Origin of the sequence: Leptospira kmetyi serovar Malaysia str. Bejo-Iso9, from assembly GCF_000243735.2 — a bacterium.
Classification (GTDB): Bacteria; Spirochaetota; Leptospiria; order Leptospirales; family Leptospiraceae; genus Leptospira; species Leptospira kmetyi.
The window spans coordinates 3,191,493-3,207,564 of the sequence record NZ_AHMP02000003.1 but is presented as its reverse complement, the minus strand read 5'-3'; the positions used below and the strand labels follow the sequence as shown (position 1 = coordinate 3,207,564).

Sequence of the window (16,072 nt, the reverse complement as noted above, 5' to 3'; positions counted from 1 at the left end):
CTAATATTAAGAGCAACTGAGTAGAATGGCGGACGAGCCGCTCTTTATATTATTATTTCTGAATATCAGATTTTTGATTCGGCTCGTTCGTTTTTACCTTAAGTGAATTTTTTTCCTCTGCGTGTTCGGAAGAATTCTCCTCTGCAACGCTTTTGTTTTTGTCCGCGTCCTTTCCCGAAAATTCGCGATAAGCGGATTTAAGAATCTCTTCCTTTACTTCTTCTTCGGGATCTCTGCGTAGATGATCCAAAAAACCCGCGGCCAGAGCCGGGGTAATTTCGTACTTTTTAATAAACTCAACTGCTTTCATTGTTCCTCCGATGTTCCTATTTCAGTTGGCTCTTCGATCTGAAAGGTTCCCTGAGCCAAAGTGGGAACCGATTCCGTTTCAAAAAGTCCATCGCTGAAAACGATCTCCATCTTCAATTTATAGTATCCGAGATTTTCGGAAGAATCGGAGACCACGAGAGAAGCTCCGGGTTTCACCTCGACGGTGATTCCTTGCGCCGTGGCGAATTTCCGATGATTGGAAAGATAGATGAGAATTTGATCGATGATTCCGAGCGATCCGACGCCCGAACCCAAATGTCCGGCGGACGGAACGTCTTTGGCGGAATTCTGCATCCAAAAATGGATCGTATATGTAAATTCTTGAATATAATGTCTTTTTAAAAAACGGATATTTTTAACTCCGCTTATGGTCTCGGGTTCGAGCTTTTGAAACCTTTTACCGTCCGCGATCGAAACGAGCGGGAATTGAATCAAAACACAAAACGGAAACAAACTCGGATAATCGTCGACATTCGGACTCGTTTGAAAAATTCTGCTTTCCGAAAACAAGGAAACCGGTTCGGTCGCGGGAGGTTCAGGAAGAACTTTGACCGAGAGGATCAAGGATTTTAGATATTCTATATGGCTGATTCTCATAATAAGATTTTTCCGTTGCGATGAAAGTATAACGTGTTTCCGTTTTCGAACAAGGCGCGAACCGCATCAAACCGCCCCTATTTCTCCAGATAAAAAATACTCGGAACCCCGAGATCGAAAAGCGCGTCCAACTCGTATTGAATCATATGTCCGTAAGGATCGACGTAACGAGGCCCGACGCCGTAAGGATCGGAAGCTTTTAGAAATTTTTTACCGTCTTCGTTGATAACGATTCCGATGCCGCGTATGATATGTCCTTTTTGCGTGAGAAACGTTCCCAAACCGCAGGGATAATTCCATTTTTCGAAATACGCGCATAGTTCTTCCTTGTTTCCTTTTTTCTTCACGACCTTAAAAGGAATCTCGTTGTCTTTCATTAGAATATTAAAATGTTCTGCGTGATCAAAGGAATCGTAAACGTTCTTTCCGTTTTTAATCACCCAATCTTCGAAAAGCGCGTAATAGTTATAAGTCGTCAGATGGATAAAATCGGGGATTCTATAGATCAGACCGATATAAACGATCAGATCCTGAAACACGTTGCCCATACATTGTTGGTAATCCTTTAAAAAAAGACGGGGCGTAACCTGATCTTTTCTTTGCGGATTCCAAGGCGAAATAGGATGAGAAATGTATGAAATCATAATATATGTCCTTCGTTTAACAAACGGGTTGATTGAGCTCGCAGGATCTTCGAATGGAGAATAAACCGGGAATCAGACTGGATTCGAGAAAACGAACCCTCAGTTCCGAACAATCCCTTTCCCATTCCGTCCATTTGCGAACGCATTCTTCTCTGAACAAACAACGCGAAAGATCCTTTGCGTGAATTCGATACGCGTTGTATCTTCCCGAAGTCACATACCATTCTCCACCGATTCGAATCGGCGGAGGAGAACTCGCTTCCTCGGGAATCGTCAAAGCGTAATTAACGGATGAAAAACTTCCCTTGCATTCCTCGTTACGTCGATCACGGACACGATCTGCCGGATTCCGGCACGCAATCAGAATCGTAAGCAGAACCGGGAGAAAGATTGATTTCCTTGACTTCATGCGAACCTCCGCCGTGAATTATTTTTGAAAAGACCGAAACGCCTCTCGCTCCGAGCAGAAAAACAAGAATTCCGAATATTAGAATCGCATAAACTTTAGTTTTCAAATCGAGAAGGTTCCACCAAAGCAGGAAGGAATTCATAACTGCCTACTCCCGACTTCCGATCGTGCGTTTTGATCGCCTTCTCCGCCTTGTTGAAAACGGTCGAGAATATCTCCGAAAACCTTTCTTTTCGAATTCAAGTCTTCGTTGATTCTTTTTCCGAGATACAAACTTCCAACCGTTCCGTAGAATACGATCAACCACTGGATCAAATCCATGTGCAACGGTCTTAAAGAATCGGGTGAAAGAATCGAAAGCACGGATAAAGAAATTAAATAAGAAATTACTAATATAAAAACGATCCAAGTCCTGAGTGTGGTATCGGACGGTTTTCCGGTTTTATCGTCTTTGAATAAGAATCTCATTCCGATCTCCTCCCTTTCGAAGAAGTGAGTTTAATCAGATCCTTGACGTCCGCTTTGATTTCCGAAAGGTCCTTGGATATCGACTCCATTTCGGTTTCTATCTTAACGATCCGAATCTCGTGATCCTTATACATCGTGTTGTATTGAATCGCACCCGAAACGACGAAACCTAAAACGACCAGAAACTCTTTGATTCCGAGTTTTATCTGACTTATTTTTGAAATCTCCATTCTTCCTCGCAAAAAAAATCCCGCACTGTGGCGGGCTTCAATGACTACTCAATCGCTTCCGATTGTGAGGTAAGAATAACACGACTTCCGATCGGAACCAAGGGCCGAACCGAATCGTATCCGCTTGTTCCGCTCTTAATTTTCGCGGACTTGGGACCGACGCGTTATTCGTCTTTGAAAGGAAGAATGGAAATCAATGGATTTGTTTTTTTGTTCTGCGGGAGAGAGCGACCTTTTCCAAATCTCCAATCAGAAATCTGCGGACGCGGGGACTCCATTCTATATAGGGAATCTCGTGATCGATCACGTATTGATTGAACGTTCTTACGGAAAGATTCAAATACTGAGCCGCTTCTTTCGTCTTTAAAGTTTTGGAACTCTCTTGAATTTCAAGAGCTTCCGATTTTCCAGGGACCGAATCTTTGAGTTCGGATTTTAGGAAAGAATCGTTTTTAAATAAAGAACCTTTTCTTGTATTACCGTTGATTACTGACATAGCGTAAGTTTTGAACCTTGTGAGATACGTTTGTCAAGTCGTTTGCAAAACTTTTTCTTTTCGTAAACTTTCATCCATACGGCGGTCCGAAAAAATAAATTTATAAATTTAGAATATTCTAAATTTTGAATCCTTGGTCCGTAATGAGTTTTAAATTCGAAAATCTAAGTAAAAATCTGGGCGCACCGATACGCATCTAAATCAAAACGAAACAAACTCGAAAAAAAAGTTTAATGTTCAGGTTCCATTCTCCCTTGCAAAGAATCCGCAAATGAGCGCCCATGTGACATATGGAAATTATTGTCATTTTGAGTTCGTTTTCGAAATGAATTTCAAAATCGAAACAAAGGAAGACAAAAAAGAGTCACACTTTCGGATTTAGGATGGATTTTGTCGGGGGTCATAAATATACTAAACATATATATAGATGATTCGTTGGAGCAAGAATTTGGAAACCAGGGAAGATTTACGCGAGTTGATTTATTGGAAAGTGGAAAGTACTTTGAAAAGGTTCGAATACGATTTTCAATTTTCAAACGAACCGATTCAAGTTCTTCGACATACCTACGCGCAGGAAATCGCGAATCTTATCTTCGATTCTTTCGAAAATAAATGATCACTTCTTTTTTTTAAATTTTTCTATGACCACGCTCAACGCTTCCAATTCTCCATCGGGAACTTCCAAAAGACTTTCGACGATATTCTCCATTTGAGGACGAGTTCTTATCTTCCTAAGAATGTTTCGATAACGATCCGTTTCCGCATCGGACTTCGCTTCCACATCCGCAATCAACATATCGCCTTCGCCCGCGATCAACCAAAGGGGATTCACATTGTGCGCGGTTCTTAATCTCACCAAAGACTCTTGTGAAAAACTTTTGGCGCGTTCGTTGATAAGATCGCTGATAAACGCGGGTTTAAGATCGATCGATCTTGCAAATTCCGCCTGAGAAACGCCCAAAGTCTCGATCAATCTCTTCAAACGATCAGGAAATTTTTTATCCGCTTTATACATTTTTACCGTATTTTATGATTGACAACCATACATTTTTAACGTATGGTCATTTCAGGCGGGACAGGACTCGCTGAAATCAAAGTCGATTTCGACGTTCGATCCGGTCGTTCGCACGACCCAAGGCTCGCATACGGAAGCGAAATCGCAATCACAAAAAGGAGGCTCGATGATCATCATTAACGGAGACGAATGTAAGGATTTCATTTGTATCACGTTGCGAATGAAAACCTTAGCCAAGTTCGCGAGGGAAGCGGAAGTCAATTACGATTACCTTTCGAAAAGTTTAAACGGACAACATTCCTACACCGAAATCAGAGAAGCATTCAAAAAATGGAATGTTCCGTACCGAATGGATCGTGCGCCTCGATCCTATAACAAACGAAAAAACAGGAGGGCGGCATAATGAATCAACAAGGCTCGGCCGCGATCGCCGTAAAAAATCTGATCGTGAATAGGGACAATTTGGATCCGATCGTTCTTTCCGATATCGAGGAAAAAATGATCGTTCAAATCGCCGAATACGTAAGGGAACAATTTCCCACTTTCGACTGGAGATGGGACGATCATTCGGAGATGCACGATAAGGCGGTGACTTCGCTCTTTTTAGTGAAGAACGATATCGCTCAAATCTGTGAAAAAAATCCGAACAAGATTCAGGAGTTCATTAGTATTCTTGAATATATTTTGGAAGAGGAATTCGGGGAATAATCCCGATTCGAAAACTTTAAGGAGAATTTAGATTATGGAAGTCAATCGTTGTTCACAATGCGCTCAAAGGGATTCAATGCGTCAAACCGATCTTTGCGAGGAATGTCTGATCAAAAAGTTCAAACCCTTGATCTCTCTTTCGGATAAAATCCGTTCCCTACATTTGAACGCGACGGTTTCTTCGATTCAAGAAGAACCGAAAGGAGCGGCGTAATTTTATGAACGATTCGAACAACACGAAACGTTCGATCGTGGACGGCAAAGTCGTACACGAGGGTAAATTTTGGAGAAGAGGAAGAATTCTTTCCGTACGATTGGAACAGATCGTCGTCGAATCCGAACTCAATCTCCGGGATATCGCGTTCAAGTATTCGCAAAACGTGGTTCAAAATTCTCCCTTCGAGCCGGGACCGTTGTATAGGGAACATCTCGCGGACGTCATCAAGGGAATCCGAAACACTGCACGTTATGTGAAAGCGATCGAAGAATCTTGGAAACTTCCCATCGAACAAATCCGTGCGATCTATCGCAAGGACAAGGAAATGGAAAAAAAAGGCGAGGCGCACGACCCGCTTTTCATCCGGGAATTTGCGGATTGGTATCGGGAAGTTTTACGTTCTCAAAAAGAAATTTCGAATCTAAAACCGATTCCGGAAGGAAGTGTAAACGAAATCGCCGTATAATAAAAATAGAATCTTATTCGAAACACGGAGAAGTCGCCTAACACAAAACTACGAAAAACGGCTTTGGGTTCCCGAAGAAAGCAAAGAGGAGGGAATTAAATGGATCATATCGTTTATAAAAATCTTAGAAATTACAAATACCAACTCGTAAAACCTTACAGTTTTCAAACCGAAATCAAAACGAATTCTCCGCTTCAAATCGGAAATCCGGATGTGAAAATTTTCGTGGATCTAAACCGAGACGGTATGCTCAACATCGAAGCCGGATACGCGTGGGACGGGCCGAGCGGACCGACCATCGATACGAAAACTTTTATGCGCGGTTCCTTGGTTCACGACGCTTTGTATCAGTTGATGCGCGAAGAAAAATTGGATCGAGACGGATACCGGGAAACCGCGGATCGAATTCTTAAAAGAATCTGCCTTGAAGACAGAATGAATTCGTTTCGAGCCGCCTACGTTTATAAGTTCGTTCGTTGGTTCGGCGAATCCTCCGCGAAACCGAAAGACGAAAGTAAAGAATGGGAAGTGGCTCCTTGAAGACCTTCGATATAATCCTATTGATTTTCGGTTATACGGTCTTTTGGACGTTTTTGATTTGGTTTTTGATGGGAATCGGAGCGGCTTGTCTTTGGTACTGTCTCAAAGGTTACTGGAACTTTGAAAAGGACGAGGATCGAAGGTCTTAATTTTTTCTCAGAATAGAAAGTAAAATTTTAAGAAATCAGAATATTCGGATTTTTTAATTTTTCTTACGCGCAAATAAAAAGCGCCTTTGATCAAAAGATCCAAGGCGCTTGCAAACAAAGGGCCGGGCAAACACGCTCGGCCCTTCTTTCGTTTTTTTAGTCCACGGAAGGATGGATCATCTTTTCCGGAAGAACCCACTGATCGAATTGTTCGCTTGTTAAAAGTCCCAGTTCGATTCCGGATTCCTTCAAGGTCGTTCCTTTTTTGTGCGCGTTCTTTGCGATCTTTGCCGCGTTGTCGTATCCGATATGAGGATTCAACGCTGTAACGAGCATCAAAGAATTGTTCAAATGTTCGTTGAGTTTTTCCTTATTCGGAGTAATTCCGCGCGCGCAGTGTTCTTCGAAAGATACGCAAGAATCGGAAAGTAAACGAATCGAATTCAACACGTTGTGAATGATCAACGGTTTAAAAACGTTCAATTCGAAATTTCCCGAAGCACCTCCGATATTCACCGCGACGTCGTTTGCGATTACTTGTGCCGCAACCATGGTCATCTGTTCGGATTGAGTCGGGTTGACTTTTCCGGGCATAATGGAAGAACCGGGTTCGTTTTCGGGAATGCTGATCTCACCGATCCCGCAACGAGGACCGGAAGAAAGCCAACGTACGTCGTTGGCGATCTTCATCAAGGACGCGGCGATGGTTTTTAAAACACCGCTCGCTTCCACGAGAGAATCGTGAGCCGCAAGAGCTTCGAATTTATTTTCCGCGCTTACGAAGGGAAGTCCGGTTTCCTTGGAAATCTGAGCTGCGGCCTTTACCGCAAACTGCGGATGCGTATTGAGTCCGGTTCCGACCGCTGTTCCGCCTAACGCAAGTCTGTAAACGGCGGGAAGAACCGCCTTTACTCTTGCGATGTTGTAATCCAATTGTTGAACGTAACCGGAAAATTCCTGACCTAAAGTCAACGGAGTCGCGTCTTGAAGATGGGTTCTTCCGATTTTTATAATATTCTGAAATTCATCCGTTTTCTTTTTCAGAGTGTCTCTGAGTTGGGTCAGCGCCGGAATCAATTTTTGGTTGAATTGTTCCGCGGCGGCGATATGCATCGCGGTAGGAAACGTGTCGTTCGAAGACTGAGCCTTGTTCACGTCGTCGTTCGGGTGAATCGGTTTTTTAGAACCCATAACTCCGCCGGCGATTTCGATCGCGCGATTCGAAATCACTTCGTTGGAATTCATGTTGGTCTGAGTTCCCGAACCAGTTTGCCAAACCGAAAGAGGAAAATGTTCGTCCAACTTTCCGGAAATCACTTCGTCAGCCGCTTGGACGATCAATTTCTTTTTGTCCTCGGTTAAAAGACCGAGTTCGGCGTTTACGATCGCGGCCGATTTTTTAAGAATTCCCAAAGCGCGGATCATTTCTCTTGGGAAACGATCGTTTCCGATATGAAAGTGATGTAGAGAACGCTCCGTTTGCGCGCCCCAATATTTTGAATCGTCTACAGCGATTTCGCCCATTGAATCCGTTTCGATTCTGGTTTTCATGAATCCTCCGAAAGGTTACAAGTTGATTGAAATATAAAATTCTCCAAATCGAATATTGATATTTAATAAAATTCTAATATGATTAGAATTAAATCGGATCGTTATTCGTTTTGAAATCGTCTCAGAGTGTCCGCGAGCGCGGAAAACTCCGGTTTTTTGGCGGAAACATTGTCGAGATAATCCAGAGTGGTTTGAATCCAAGTCGGATCGGATTCCAATTCTCTTCGAATAAAAACGTGTCTGACCTGGTTCATCGCTCTGATTTCCAGATATCTCCGCTTCTGGTCATAGTATATGAGGTCGGCCACTTTGTCTTTTCCGAATTCTGGGGAAGAAACGGCGATCACGACTTCGTCGAGCCAGATCAGTCCGTTGTTTTTTCGGTCCACGTAGTCGATCGCCTTTTGAACGCGGGCCGGAATGATCATTTCCTTTTCCTTCGGTCCGACGATCACTCCGAGCGACATTTTCTTTTTCGGTTTAACGGATTCTTGGGGAGAATTATCCGGCTCCGAATTTTTAGTTTCTTTTCTGACTTGGCCCCTGCTCGGGATTTCTTTTTCTTTCGGAGCAAGTTTGATTCCGAATAAGCTGAGAATAAATTCTATGATTCTTTCGATGATCGACTTCGAAGCCCTTTCGGATCGGATTCTTTCCTTCTCCGTGTCTTCTTCCCATTCCGCGATCGCTTTGCTCAAACGAATCTGTTCGTCAACCGCGGCTTGTCCGTCCTTCACGTCGGAAACTTCTTTTAAAAATTCGTAAATTCCTCTGGGATAACCGTTTTGTCGAACGAGATTATGAATCGAAGTTCTTCGAGGACGAACCTCGACAAAGGAACGAAGAATCATACTCTTCGCAAGAATCAAAAGACCGATCGTTTCGCCGCCAGCGCCTTTTCTTTCCTTTTTGAGGAAGTCTTCTCTTGCGCGAATCCGATCCAAAACTTGGCGGAACAATTCGCTTCTGCTCATTCCTACGCTTTTGATCGCCGCGTCGTCTGCTTCGAAATTCGAAAGATCGAAATTGACCGGTTCTTTAGATTCTTTAAAACGAAATAGATTCTCGCCGGTGATTAGGTTGATTAAGGATTCTTTTTTAAGATTTTCTAATGTTCTTACGGTTTGCAAAAGAACTTCGTACGCTTTGATAAAATCGCCGCCGCCGGACCAACTTTTACCCGAAGTAAACGCGGGATGTTTTTTCAACTCCTGCACGTATCTTTCCGCTTGAGAATTGCCGGTAAGTTCGATCCAGGAAGAATCCTCGCCGGGAAGAATCTGCAGAAGAATTTTGCGCGCGATCACGGTAAATAAATCGAATATGATTTCGAGTTCTGTAAGTTTAGGAGGTTCGTCCTTATCCTTGGACGCGTGTCTAAAACTCAGAAGTTCGTCCAACGAAGGTTGAAACAAATGAAAGCGCGGATGTAATTGCAAAAGCGGAGATCGGGAACCTCTTTTTTCGAGAACCGGTAGAACTTCCGCTTCCACTTTGATCAGAGAAAGTTGATTTAAAATTTCCCCGGGCTTTTGATTCAACATTTGGAATATATTGCTGAACAAGTCGCCGCGGACCTGCAAACGACTTAGAAGCGCTTCCAAAGAAAGAGATTCCAAATTTTGCATGGACTTCTCCAGAAACTTGGAATCCGAAATATTGATCGGCATTCCCTTCTCGTCCACGTTCAGATAATTCTGATGAACCCAATCCTCTATTTCCGAATTTTTGGAAACGTTGAGAATAAACTGATCTCTTGCGTGAAGCATCTCAAGAACGGCGGCGACGCTCTGAAGAAGACAACCTCGTTTTACTTTTACGATCTGATCCGCTTTTAAGGATGCGGGACGAATGATTACGTTCGCGATTTGAAGTTCTCTTACTTCTTTTTGAAACTGAAGATATTGATAGGATTGGATCCCTCTTCTTTCTTCCAAAAATTTTATATCGTGAAGTTTGAGATGTTGGAGTTGTTCGATTTTTGTGAGAGCGAACGGAGATTGACTGAATAGAAAGTAATTCTCCACTCCCTTCTCGACCAAGTCTATGTCCTTGAACGCGCCCGGATTGAATTGAAGCATCAGAACTTTGAGTTCCTGATCTCCGATCATATCCTGCGTTTCCTCCGAACTCAATACGAAGGCTTCGGGAGTCGGAACTTGATTTTCAGATTTGGACATAATCTACCGCGCCCCAAGAGGGTATATAGCTAAGAGACTTCAGAAAATTAGAAAAGTCGAAGCCTATTTGTATCAAATCAAGATTTTCCATTCTTGAAAAAGAAATTATCTCTTTGAATATCGGGAGTTTTCCGAAATAACTCAGTTCTTTTTCTCGGGGGAGAATTTTCGATCTGTCGTTTGTGAAAGTATTCTAAGCGGACTGAGTTGAATTCGTTAATCTCGAAAGACCTGAGTCAACGAAGCGAAACTCGGCAAAAACGTCTCGTACGGAGACGTTTTTAAGATCGAATAATCCCTTCGAGGAAACCGAGATATTTTTCTCTTCCGAGATAAGGAATTCTAGAAGTACCGCTCGCTACAGCCGCTTCCGCAACCGCAGGTGCGACGTGAAAGAGAACTCGTTTGTCGAACGGTTTCGGAATCAGATATTCTGGACCGAACGTAAACTTTGCTCCGCCGTAAGCCTTGCTGACCGCATCGGGAACTTCCAGGCGAGCAAGTTCCGCGAGCGCGCGAGCCGCGGCGAGTTTCATTTCAAGAGTGATATGACGGGCTCTTACGTCGAGAGCGCCTCTGAATATAAAAGGAAATCCTAATACGTTGTTCACCTGATTCGGATTGTCGCTTCTTCCCGTTCCCATAATGAGATCCGAACGAACTGCCTTTGCGACTTGATACGGGATTTCAGGATCCGGATTTGCTAATGCGAAGATGACCGGATCTTTTGCCATGGAACGAACCATGTCTTCATCGACCATATTCTCCACCGAAACTCCTACAAAAATATCGGAGCCTTTCATCACGTCTCTGAGAGTCGTATCTTCGGTCGTTTGAACGTATTTCTTTTTGGATTCGTTGAGATCGGTTCGTTTATGATGGATCACACCTTTCGTATCTACGAGAAAGATCTGTTCTTTTTTGATTCCGATATGTTGAATGAGTTCCGCGATCGCGATTCCTGCGGCTCCCGCGCCGCAGATAACCACTTTTACGTTCCCCGGTTTTTTACCGGTGAGTTCGAAAGAATTCAACAATCCCGCAGCGGTGATGATCGCGGTTCCGTGTTGATCGTCGTGGAACACGGGAATATTCATCTTTTCGATGAGTTGTTCTTCTATATAAAAACTTTCGGGAGCTTTGATGTCTTCGAGATTGATTCCACCGAAGGTAGGTTCGAGAAGTTTAACCGCGTTGATAAATTCATCCGGGTCCTTCGTATTGACTTCGATGTCGAAAACGTCGATGCCCGCGAACTTCTTAAAAAGAACCGCCTTACCTTCCATCACGGGTTTACCGGCAAGAGCGCCGATGTCGCCGAGACCGAGAATCGCGGTTCCGTTGGTGATGATGCCTACAAGATTTCCTTTGTTCGTATATTCGTAAACGAGTTCGGGAGAATAAGCGAGGGAAAGATCGTAAGAATCCTGAGTCGGTTTGGTTGGAACTACTTCAATTTTTCCCTTAGGATGAAGCGCGTGGTATTGTAACGATTTTTCCCTCATACGATATTTCCCATATTTTTGAAATCAGGCCGTGCGACCATAACATTTCATTTGCCTACGCAGAACTTGCTGAAGATTCTCCCCAAAATTTCTTCCGTGTCCACTCTGCCGTTCACCTCCCCGATTTCGGAAAGAGCATAGTCTATTTCTTTGATATAGATTTCCGCAGGAGCGCCTTCTTCGATCAATCGAAGCGTGTTGTTGAGACAACGAACGATGGTTTCAAAATGATATCTTTGCCGTTCTTCCAAGAGGACATAATCTTCGGAATGCCCCATTGTTCCGGCCCTTTCTTTGATCGCACCTAGAAGAATCGAAATTCCTTCCTTGGTTTTACAGGAAATTTCGCAGACGGTTAGATCCTTTACTTCGGAAAATAAATTCGGATCCCAGGAAGAATCCCGAATGTCGATCTTGTTCGCGACGAGAATGGCGCCTTCGAGTCGGTCACGGGTTTTAGATATAAATTCTTTCCAATTTTCTTTTTTGGAAACGTCCACGAGAAAAAGACGGATGTCCGCGGATTGAAATTCTTTTTCGCTTCTTTCGATTCCGAGTTTTTCGATGCGGTCTTCCGTTTCTCGAACTCCGGCCGTATCCACAAGTCGAACCGGAATTCCTTCGAGAAGAATTTCTTCGCTGATATAATCGCGAGTCGTGCCGGGAATTTCGGAGATGATCGAACGATCCTTTCCGAGAAGAACGTTCATCAAACTGGACTTACCAGTGTTCGGTTCGCCGTAGAGAACGATTCTAAGTTGTTGGATTAATTTTTCCGCCGAGTCCGATTTTGTGATCACGGTTTGACAGAGCGTTTTTACTTTTTCGATGCGAGCTTTTCTTTCTTCCAAAGATTCGTATGTAAGATCTTCAGTCGAAAAATCGATTTCGGCTTCGCATTCGGCTTTGAGAGAAATCAACTGACTTCTCAAATTGGAAGTGAAACGGGAAACTTCTCCGAATACGTTTTTTTGCGCGAGCTCCAATTCGAAACGGGAACGCGCCGAGATCAAACGGCCGATCGCTTCCGCTTCGGTAAGATCCAATTTTTCATTTAAGAATGCGCGACGTGAAAATTCTCCCTGTTTCGCGGGACGAGCTCCGGCTCTGAAGATGGCGTCTAACGCTTCTCTTAACAAAATCGGATTCCCGTGAAAATGAAATTCACAAAGATTCTCCCCCGTAAAAGAATGAGGAGCCTTGAAATAAAAGAATAGAATTTGATCCACTTGTCGATCGCCGATTTGAAAGACGCATTGGATCGCCGTTCTCGGTTGAACGTCGGAAGGAGAGATTTGTTTATTTTTCGAATAAAGAAAGGAGGAGGAAATCGTGAGCGCCTCCGGCCCGGACATTCGGATAATTCCGATCGCCCCGGACCCGGAAGCTGTTGATACGGCTGCTATCGTATCATTCAAAGTTTGCTTCTTCAAGAAGGTCGTTGTTAGGACCTTTTTCTGCAACGTCTTTGTATTTGTGTTTGTCTTTCATAGGAATGATTCTTACTTTTTTGTAAGTGCCGTTTCCTTCGGATCTCGTAAAAACTTTTTCGTTTTCCTGAAGAGCCATGTGGATGATTCTTCTTTCGAAAGGATTCATCGGTTCGAGAAGTTTCGATTTTCCGGTTTTCGCAACGGTCGCCGCAACGGATTTACCGAGACGAACAAGAGAAAGTTCTCTTTTGTCTCTATAGGATTCTATATCCAGTACGATTTTTCTTCCGTGTCTGATCTTGGAATCGACCATCAAGTTGAAGATGAACTGAAGAGCGTCTAACGTGGCTCCTCTTTTTCCGATCACGAGTCCGGATTCCTTGCTTGCGATTTCGACGTAAATTTTTCCGTCGACGTCGCCCATTCCGACCACTTCGGCTTCGATTCCCATCTTCTTAAGAACGGTGAGTACGACCCCGTGAATGATTTTCTCCGCGGGAAGATCCCGAGAAGTTACGTAAGCGCGGACTACGGCCGGCTTCTTTTGAGAGATTCCGAAAAAGCCGCCTTTTCCGGAATCAACGGTTTCAAAACGAACCTCGTCCGAATTCAATCGGAGAGTTTTGAGAGTGTACTCTTCGGCTTCGGACTTCGATTTAGCCTCTGCTTCAAAGATGTAATTTTCCATGTGTTTATCCTCGATAATGAGTTCGTTGTGTCGCGATTCGCGATCAGGCCTTCGCCTTTTTCTTCTCTTCGGTCTTTTTCATGTGATTGGTGATCCACTGTTGACCGATGGAAAGTACGTTTTGGAAAGTCCAGTAAAGAGTAACTCCGGAAGGCATGTTCCAAAAAATGTAGAGCATCATAACCGGCATCACGTAAAGAAGAACTTTCTGATTCGGATCCATGGATACGGAAGTCATTCTCGTTTGAAAGATCTGAGTTCCGACCATCAGAAGAGCGAGAAGGTTTAAACCGATTCCCGTTTGAGTAAAATAAGGAATCGCAGGAGAAGTCCAGATTACGTCCGGTTCGCTGAGATCTTTGACCCATAAGAATGGAGAATTCCAAAGATCTATTGTATCAGAAAACGCGGTATAAAGAGCGATAAAAATCGGAATTTGAATCACCATAGGAAGACAACCGCCGACCGGGTTTACGTTATTCTTCTTATAGAGTTCCATCGTTTTTTGCTGACGCATCTTAGGATCGTTCGCGAACTTTTCGTTGATGGTTTTCAGTTGCGGGCTGAGTTCCTGCATCTTCTTCATGCTGTCCGCTTGTTTTTGGTTGAGCGGATAGAAAACGAGTTTGAAAAGAATCGCAAAGATGATGATGCTCCAGCCGTAGTTCGGAACCGTAAACCTGTAGATTTGTTTCAGAACCCAGATGATTCCGTTTCTAAATGGAGTGGTCATCCCTTGGTTGAAGGATTTATTGAGGTCGGAACTCAAACCCGCGAACGGACTGTTCTTCGCTTGGTTCGGATCGAGTTCGGGATTGCGGAAAATCATTCCCACACTTTCACGAATACCGACGTAGGAGGCGAAATCGAGATTATAAGTTTCGCCCGCGCTCAACACTATATTATCATATAATAATACTGCACCGCTTTCGTTTTTGGGTCTGTTATCCAAAACGACGCCTTGCGGTTTATGATCGAGCGGATCTGCGACCGCGATAAAATAACGGGAACCGGTTCCCGCAAAATCAACTCCGGATTCGGCGTTCGTTTTTATGCTGAAGGATTCGTCCGCACCGGAACTTCCGGTAAAGAAGTTACCCACCGAAGACCAAAATCCCACCGAAGAACTTCCGTCCAAAGTATCGTTAAACGAACCGCCCAAATGATAGAATCTGAAAAAGTTCGCGGTATCTCTGTCGTTCAAGGCTCTGTCTTTCGGATAAGGTCCGAGACTTCCGAAGGTCCTGAGATACTGGGTGTTTTTTTGAGAAGCGAAAGAAAGTTTGTCTTTGGTTAAGTTAACGATGGAAACTGTAACTTTGAAATAATTCTCACCCGGAAAGAAACGAAACGTTTTTTTCAGCTGATACGTTTTATCGGAAGATAAAGCGGAGAATACTACGGTTCGATCGGCTTTGTTCTCTTCCATCGTAAATGAAACCTGGTTCCAATCCGAATTCGGAAGCGCGTTTAAAGAATCGGTAAAGTTAAAATCGAAACCTTTCTCTCTGGACAACTCGACACCTTGATACGTTTTGCCGTCCACGGTGAGAGTTTCCGGATTTTTACGAGCGACTTGGATCGGTTGCCCGTCGGCGCCGTTGTGATCCTTCATGTAAAACTTGGAGATTCTTCCGCCTAAGGAACTGAACTCTACGATGTAAGAATCGGTGACGACTAACGTCTTTTTTGATTCGGTAGGAATTACTTTCGTTTCCTGAACCGGAGCGGCGGTAAGAGATTCTTTCTTCTTTTCTGTCTGAACTTGGTCCTGTTTTTTCTCCGAAGGTTTATCGGAATTCGCTTCCTTGGTTTCGGAAGGTTTTTTAGGAGGGGCGGAAGGGAAGAAAAAATAATTCACTCCCATCCAAATTCCCATACTGAGAATTAAAGCTAAAAATAATCTGCTTTGTCTATCTTCCATGTGCACAGTTCGTCCTTTTAATGTTAGGTGGTAAGGGATCTTCAAACCCTCGAGAAAGGGGGTTGCATCTCAAAATTCTCCAAGTGCTCAACTGAAGCGCACGGAAGAATCCGTATTCTTGAAACGCTTGAGCGGCATATTCGGAACAAGAGGGTGTAAAACGACAGGCGGGCGGCAATAAAGGAGAGATTAGCTTTTTATAGAGCTGAATCAGTTTGATTGCAAGTTGGTTCATCGGATTCGGTTGATCAGAGAGACCAGAATCTTAACCAGCTCCCCGTGGTTCAGATCCAAAATTTCTTTTTTGGCTAATATCGCGATATCAAAGCCTTGCAGAAAGTTCTTCTCTTCCTCGTGTATGACCGACCTAAGTCTCCTTTTGATCCGATTTCTTTGAACCGCGGTCTTTACCGTACGCTCGGGACAGTAAAGATAACGATTCTTTGATAAAGAATTGGGAAGGAATACTAGAACGATCGGGAAGCGGGAGACTCTTTTTCCAGCCTTAAAAAGAGATTGGAT

Annotated in this window: 23 protein-coding genes; 6 read left to right on the top strand and 17 right to left on the bottom strand. The window is 43.7% G+C overall.

Translation table 11 applies throughout. From position 1 onward, the window contains the following. Nucleotides 1-52: 52 nt before the first annotated feature. From LEP1GSC052_RS17450 to LEP1GSC052_RS17405, 9 genes are all read right to left on the bottom strand, one after another. Nucleotides 53-310, bottom strand: a complete 258-nt coding sequence (locus LEP1GSC052_RS17450; RefSeq protein WP_010572976.1) for a hypothetical protein — start codon at nucleotides 308-310, stop codon at nucleotides 53-55. Continuing rightward, nucleotides 307-927: an LIC10173 family protein gene (locus LEP1GSC052_RS17445; protein WP_010572977.1), complete on the bottom strand. Its 621-nt coding sequence runs from the start codon at nucleotides 925-927 to the stop codon at nucleotides 307-309. Before LEP1GSC052_RS17445 ends, LEP1GSC052_RS17450 begins: the two co-directional genes overlap by 4 nt. A gap of 77 nt (nucleotides 928-1,004) precedes the next feature. Then, nucleotides 1,005-1,571 (bottom strand): hypothetical protein, encoded by a 567-nt coding sequence (locus tag LEP1GSC052_RS17440; RefSeq protein ID WP_010572978.1) that lies wholly within the window; start codon nucleotides 1,569-1,571, stop codon nucleotides 1,005-1,007. 16 nt (nucleotides 1,572-1,587) lie between these two features. Further along, nucleotides 1,588-1,848, bottom strand: coding sequence for a hypothetical protein (locus LEP1GSC052_RS17435; RefSeq protein ID WP_010572979.1), 261 nt, complete (start codon nucleotides 1,846-1,848; stop codon nucleotides 1,588-1,590). A 49-nt stretch (nucleotides 1,849-1,897) separates the two neighbouring features. Beyond that, the gene (locus tag LEP1GSC052_RS17430; protein WP_010572980.1) at nucleotides 1,898-2,122 is read right to left on the bottom strand and encodes a hypothetical protein; all 225 of its coding nucleotides are present in this window, start codon (nucleotides 2,120-2,122) and stop codon (nucleotides 1,898-1,900) included. Continuing rightward, the gene (locus LEP1GSC052_RS17425; RefSeq protein ID WP_010572981.1) at nucleotides 2,119-2,448 is read right to left on the bottom strand and encodes a hypothetical protein; all 330 of its coding nucleotides are present in this window, start codon (nucleotides 2,446-2,448) and stop codon (nucleotides 2,119-2,121) included. The genes LEP1GSC052_RS17430 and LEP1GSC052_RS17425 overlap by 4 nt, the downstream gene beginning before the upstream one ends. Next, nucleotides 2,445-2,678: a hypothetical protein gene (locus LEP1GSC052_RS17420; RefSeq protein WP_040913673.1), complete on the bottom strand. Its 234-nt coding sequence runs from the start codon at nucleotides 2,676-2,678 to the stop codon at nucleotides 2,445-2,447. The genes LEP1GSC052_RS17425 and LEP1GSC052_RS17420 overlap by 4 nt, the downstream gene beginning before the upstream one ends. Before the next feature lie 193 nt (nucleotides 2,679-2,871). Continuing rightward, nucleotides 2,872-3,174, bottom strand: coding sequence for a helix-turn-helix domain-containing protein (locus LEP1GSC052_RS17415; RefSeq protein WP_010572983.1), 303 nt, complete (start codon nucleotides 3,172-3,174; stop codon nucleotides 2,872-2,874). Between the two features lie 616 nt (nucleotides 3,175-3,790). Next, nucleotides 3,791-4,189: a helix-turn-helix domain-containing protein gene (locus tag LEP1GSC052_RS17405; protein WP_020985702.1), complete on the bottom strand. Its 399-nt coding sequence runs from the start codon at nucleotides 4,187-4,189 to the stop codon at nucleotides 3,791-3,793. Nucleotides 4,190-4,355: 166 nt separating this feature from the next. Here LEP1GSC052_RS17405 and LEP1GSC052_RS17400 point away from each other — a divergent pair, with 166 nt between their 5' ends. The 6 genes from LEP1GSC052_RS17400 to LEP1GSC052_RS21340 all read left to right on the top strand — a co-directional run bounded on the left by LEP1GSC052_RS17400 (nucleotide 4,356) and on the right by LEP1GSC052_RS21340 (nucleotide 6,269). Continuing rightward, nucleotides 4,356-4,592, top strand: coding sequence for a hypothetical protein (locus LEP1GSC052_RS17400; RefSeq protein ID WP_010572985.1), 237 nt, complete (start codon nucleotides 4,356-4,358; stop codon nucleotides 4,590-4,592). After that, the gene (locus LEP1GSC052_RS17395; RefSeq protein WP_010572986.1) at nucleotides 4,592-4,897 is read left to right on the top strand and encodes an LIC13344 family protein; all 306 of its coding nucleotides are present in this window, start codon (nucleotides 4,592-4,594) and stop codon (nucleotides 4,895-4,897) included. The genes LEP1GSC052_RS17400 and LEP1GSC052_RS17395 overlap by 1 nt, the downstream gene beginning before the upstream one ends. Before the next feature lie 34 nt (nucleotides 4,898-4,931). Next, nucleotides 4,932-5,111, top strand: a complete 180-nt coding sequence (locus LEP1GSC052_RS17390; RefSeq protein ID WP_010572987.1) for a hypothetical protein — start codon at nucleotides 4,932-4,934, stop codon at nucleotides 5,109-5,111. A gap of 4 nt (nucleotides 5,112-5,115) precedes the next feature. Further along, on the top strand, nucleotides 5,116-5,580 hold the full coding sequence (locus LEP1GSC052_RS17385) for a hypothetical protein (protein ID WP_010572988.1): 465 nt from the start codon (nucleotides 5,116-5,118) through the stop codon (nucleotides 5,578-5,580). Nucleotides 5,581-5,679: 99 nt separating this feature from the next. Then, complete coding sequence (locus LEP1GSC052_RS17380) at nucleotides 5,680-6,120, top strand: hypothetical protein (RefSeq protein WP_010572989.1); 441 nt, start codon at nucleotides 5,680-5,682, stop codon at nucleotides 6,118-6,120. Beyond that, entirely contained in the window at nucleotides 6,102-6,269 is a 168-nt protein-coding gene (locus LEP1GSC052_RS21340; protein WP_156892131.1) for a hypothetical protein, read from the top strand. Before LEP1GSC052_RS17380 ends, LEP1GSC052_RS21340 begins: the two co-directional genes overlap by 19 nt. A 156-nt stretch (nucleotides 6,270-6,425) precedes the next feature. Here the strand turns inward: LEP1GSC052_RS21340 and fumC are convergent, their stop codons facing one another. The 8 genes from fumC to rnpA all read right to left on the bottom strand — a co-directional run bounded on the left by fumC (nucleotide 6,426) and on the right by rnpA (nucleotide 16,072). Further along, nucleotides 6,426-7,820 (bottom strand): class II fumarate hydratase, encoded by a 1,395-nt coding sequence (gene fumC, locus LEP1GSC052_RS17375; protein ID WP_010572991.1) that lies wholly within the window; start codon nucleotides 7,818-7,820, stop codon nucleotides 6,426-6,428. A 101-nt stretch (nucleotides 7,821-7,921) separates the two neighbouring features. Further along, on the bottom strand, nucleotides 7,922-10,000 hold the full coding sequence (locus LEP1GSC052_RS17370) for a hypothetical protein (protein ID WP_010572992.1): 2,079 nt from the start codon (nucleotides 9,998-10,000) through the stop codon (nucleotides 7,922-7,924). Nucleotides 10,001-10,281: 281 nt separating this feature from the next. Continuing rightward, nucleotides 10,282-11,505: a malic enzyme-like NAD(P)-binding protein gene (locus LEP1GSC052_RS17365; protein WP_010572993.1), complete on the bottom strand. Its 1,224-nt coding sequence runs from the start codon at nucleotides 11,503-11,505 to the stop codon at nucleotides 10,282-10,284. A 47-nt stretch (nucleotides 11,506-11,552) separates the two neighbouring features. After that, nucleotides 11,553-12,923 (bottom strand): tRNA uridine-5-carboxymethylaminomethyl(34) synthesis GTPase MnmE, encoded by a 1,371-nt coding sequence (mnmE, locus tag LEP1GSC052_RS17360; protein ID WP_010572994.1) that lies wholly within the window; start codon nucleotides 12,921-12,923, stop codon nucleotides 11,553-11,555. Beyond that, nucleotides 12,916-13,626, bottom strand: a complete 711-nt coding sequence (jag, locus tag LEP1GSC052_RS17355) for an RNA-binding cell elongation regulator Jag/EloR (protein WP_010572995.1) — start codon at nucleotides 13,624-13,626, stop codon at nucleotides 12,916-12,918. Before jag ends, mnmE begins: the two co-directional genes overlap by 8 nt. Nucleotides 13,627-13,669: 43 nt before the next feature. Next, nucleotides 13,670-15,550 carry a membrane protein insertase YidC gene (gene yidC / locus LEP1GSC052_RS17350; protein WP_020986659.1) on the bottom strand — a complete coding sequence of 627 codons (1,881 nt, stop codon included), beginning with the start codon at nucleotides 15,548-15,550 and terminating at the stop codon, nucleotides 13,670-13,672. Next, nucleotides 15,540-15,785, bottom strand: coding sequence for a membrane protein insertion efficiency factor YidD (gene yidD / locus LEP1GSC052_RS21080; protein WP_010572996.1), 246 nt, complete (start codon nucleotides 15,783-15,785; stop codon nucleotides 15,540-15,542). The genes yidC and yidD overlap by 11 nt, the downstream gene beginning before the upstream one ends. Further along, entirely contained in the window at nucleotides 15,782-16,072 is a 291-nt protein-coding gene (gene rnpA, locus LEP1GSC052_RS21075) for a ribonuclease P protein component (protein ID WP_240631106.1), read from the bottom strand. The genes yidD and rnpA overlap by 4 nt, the downstream gene beginning before the upstream one ends.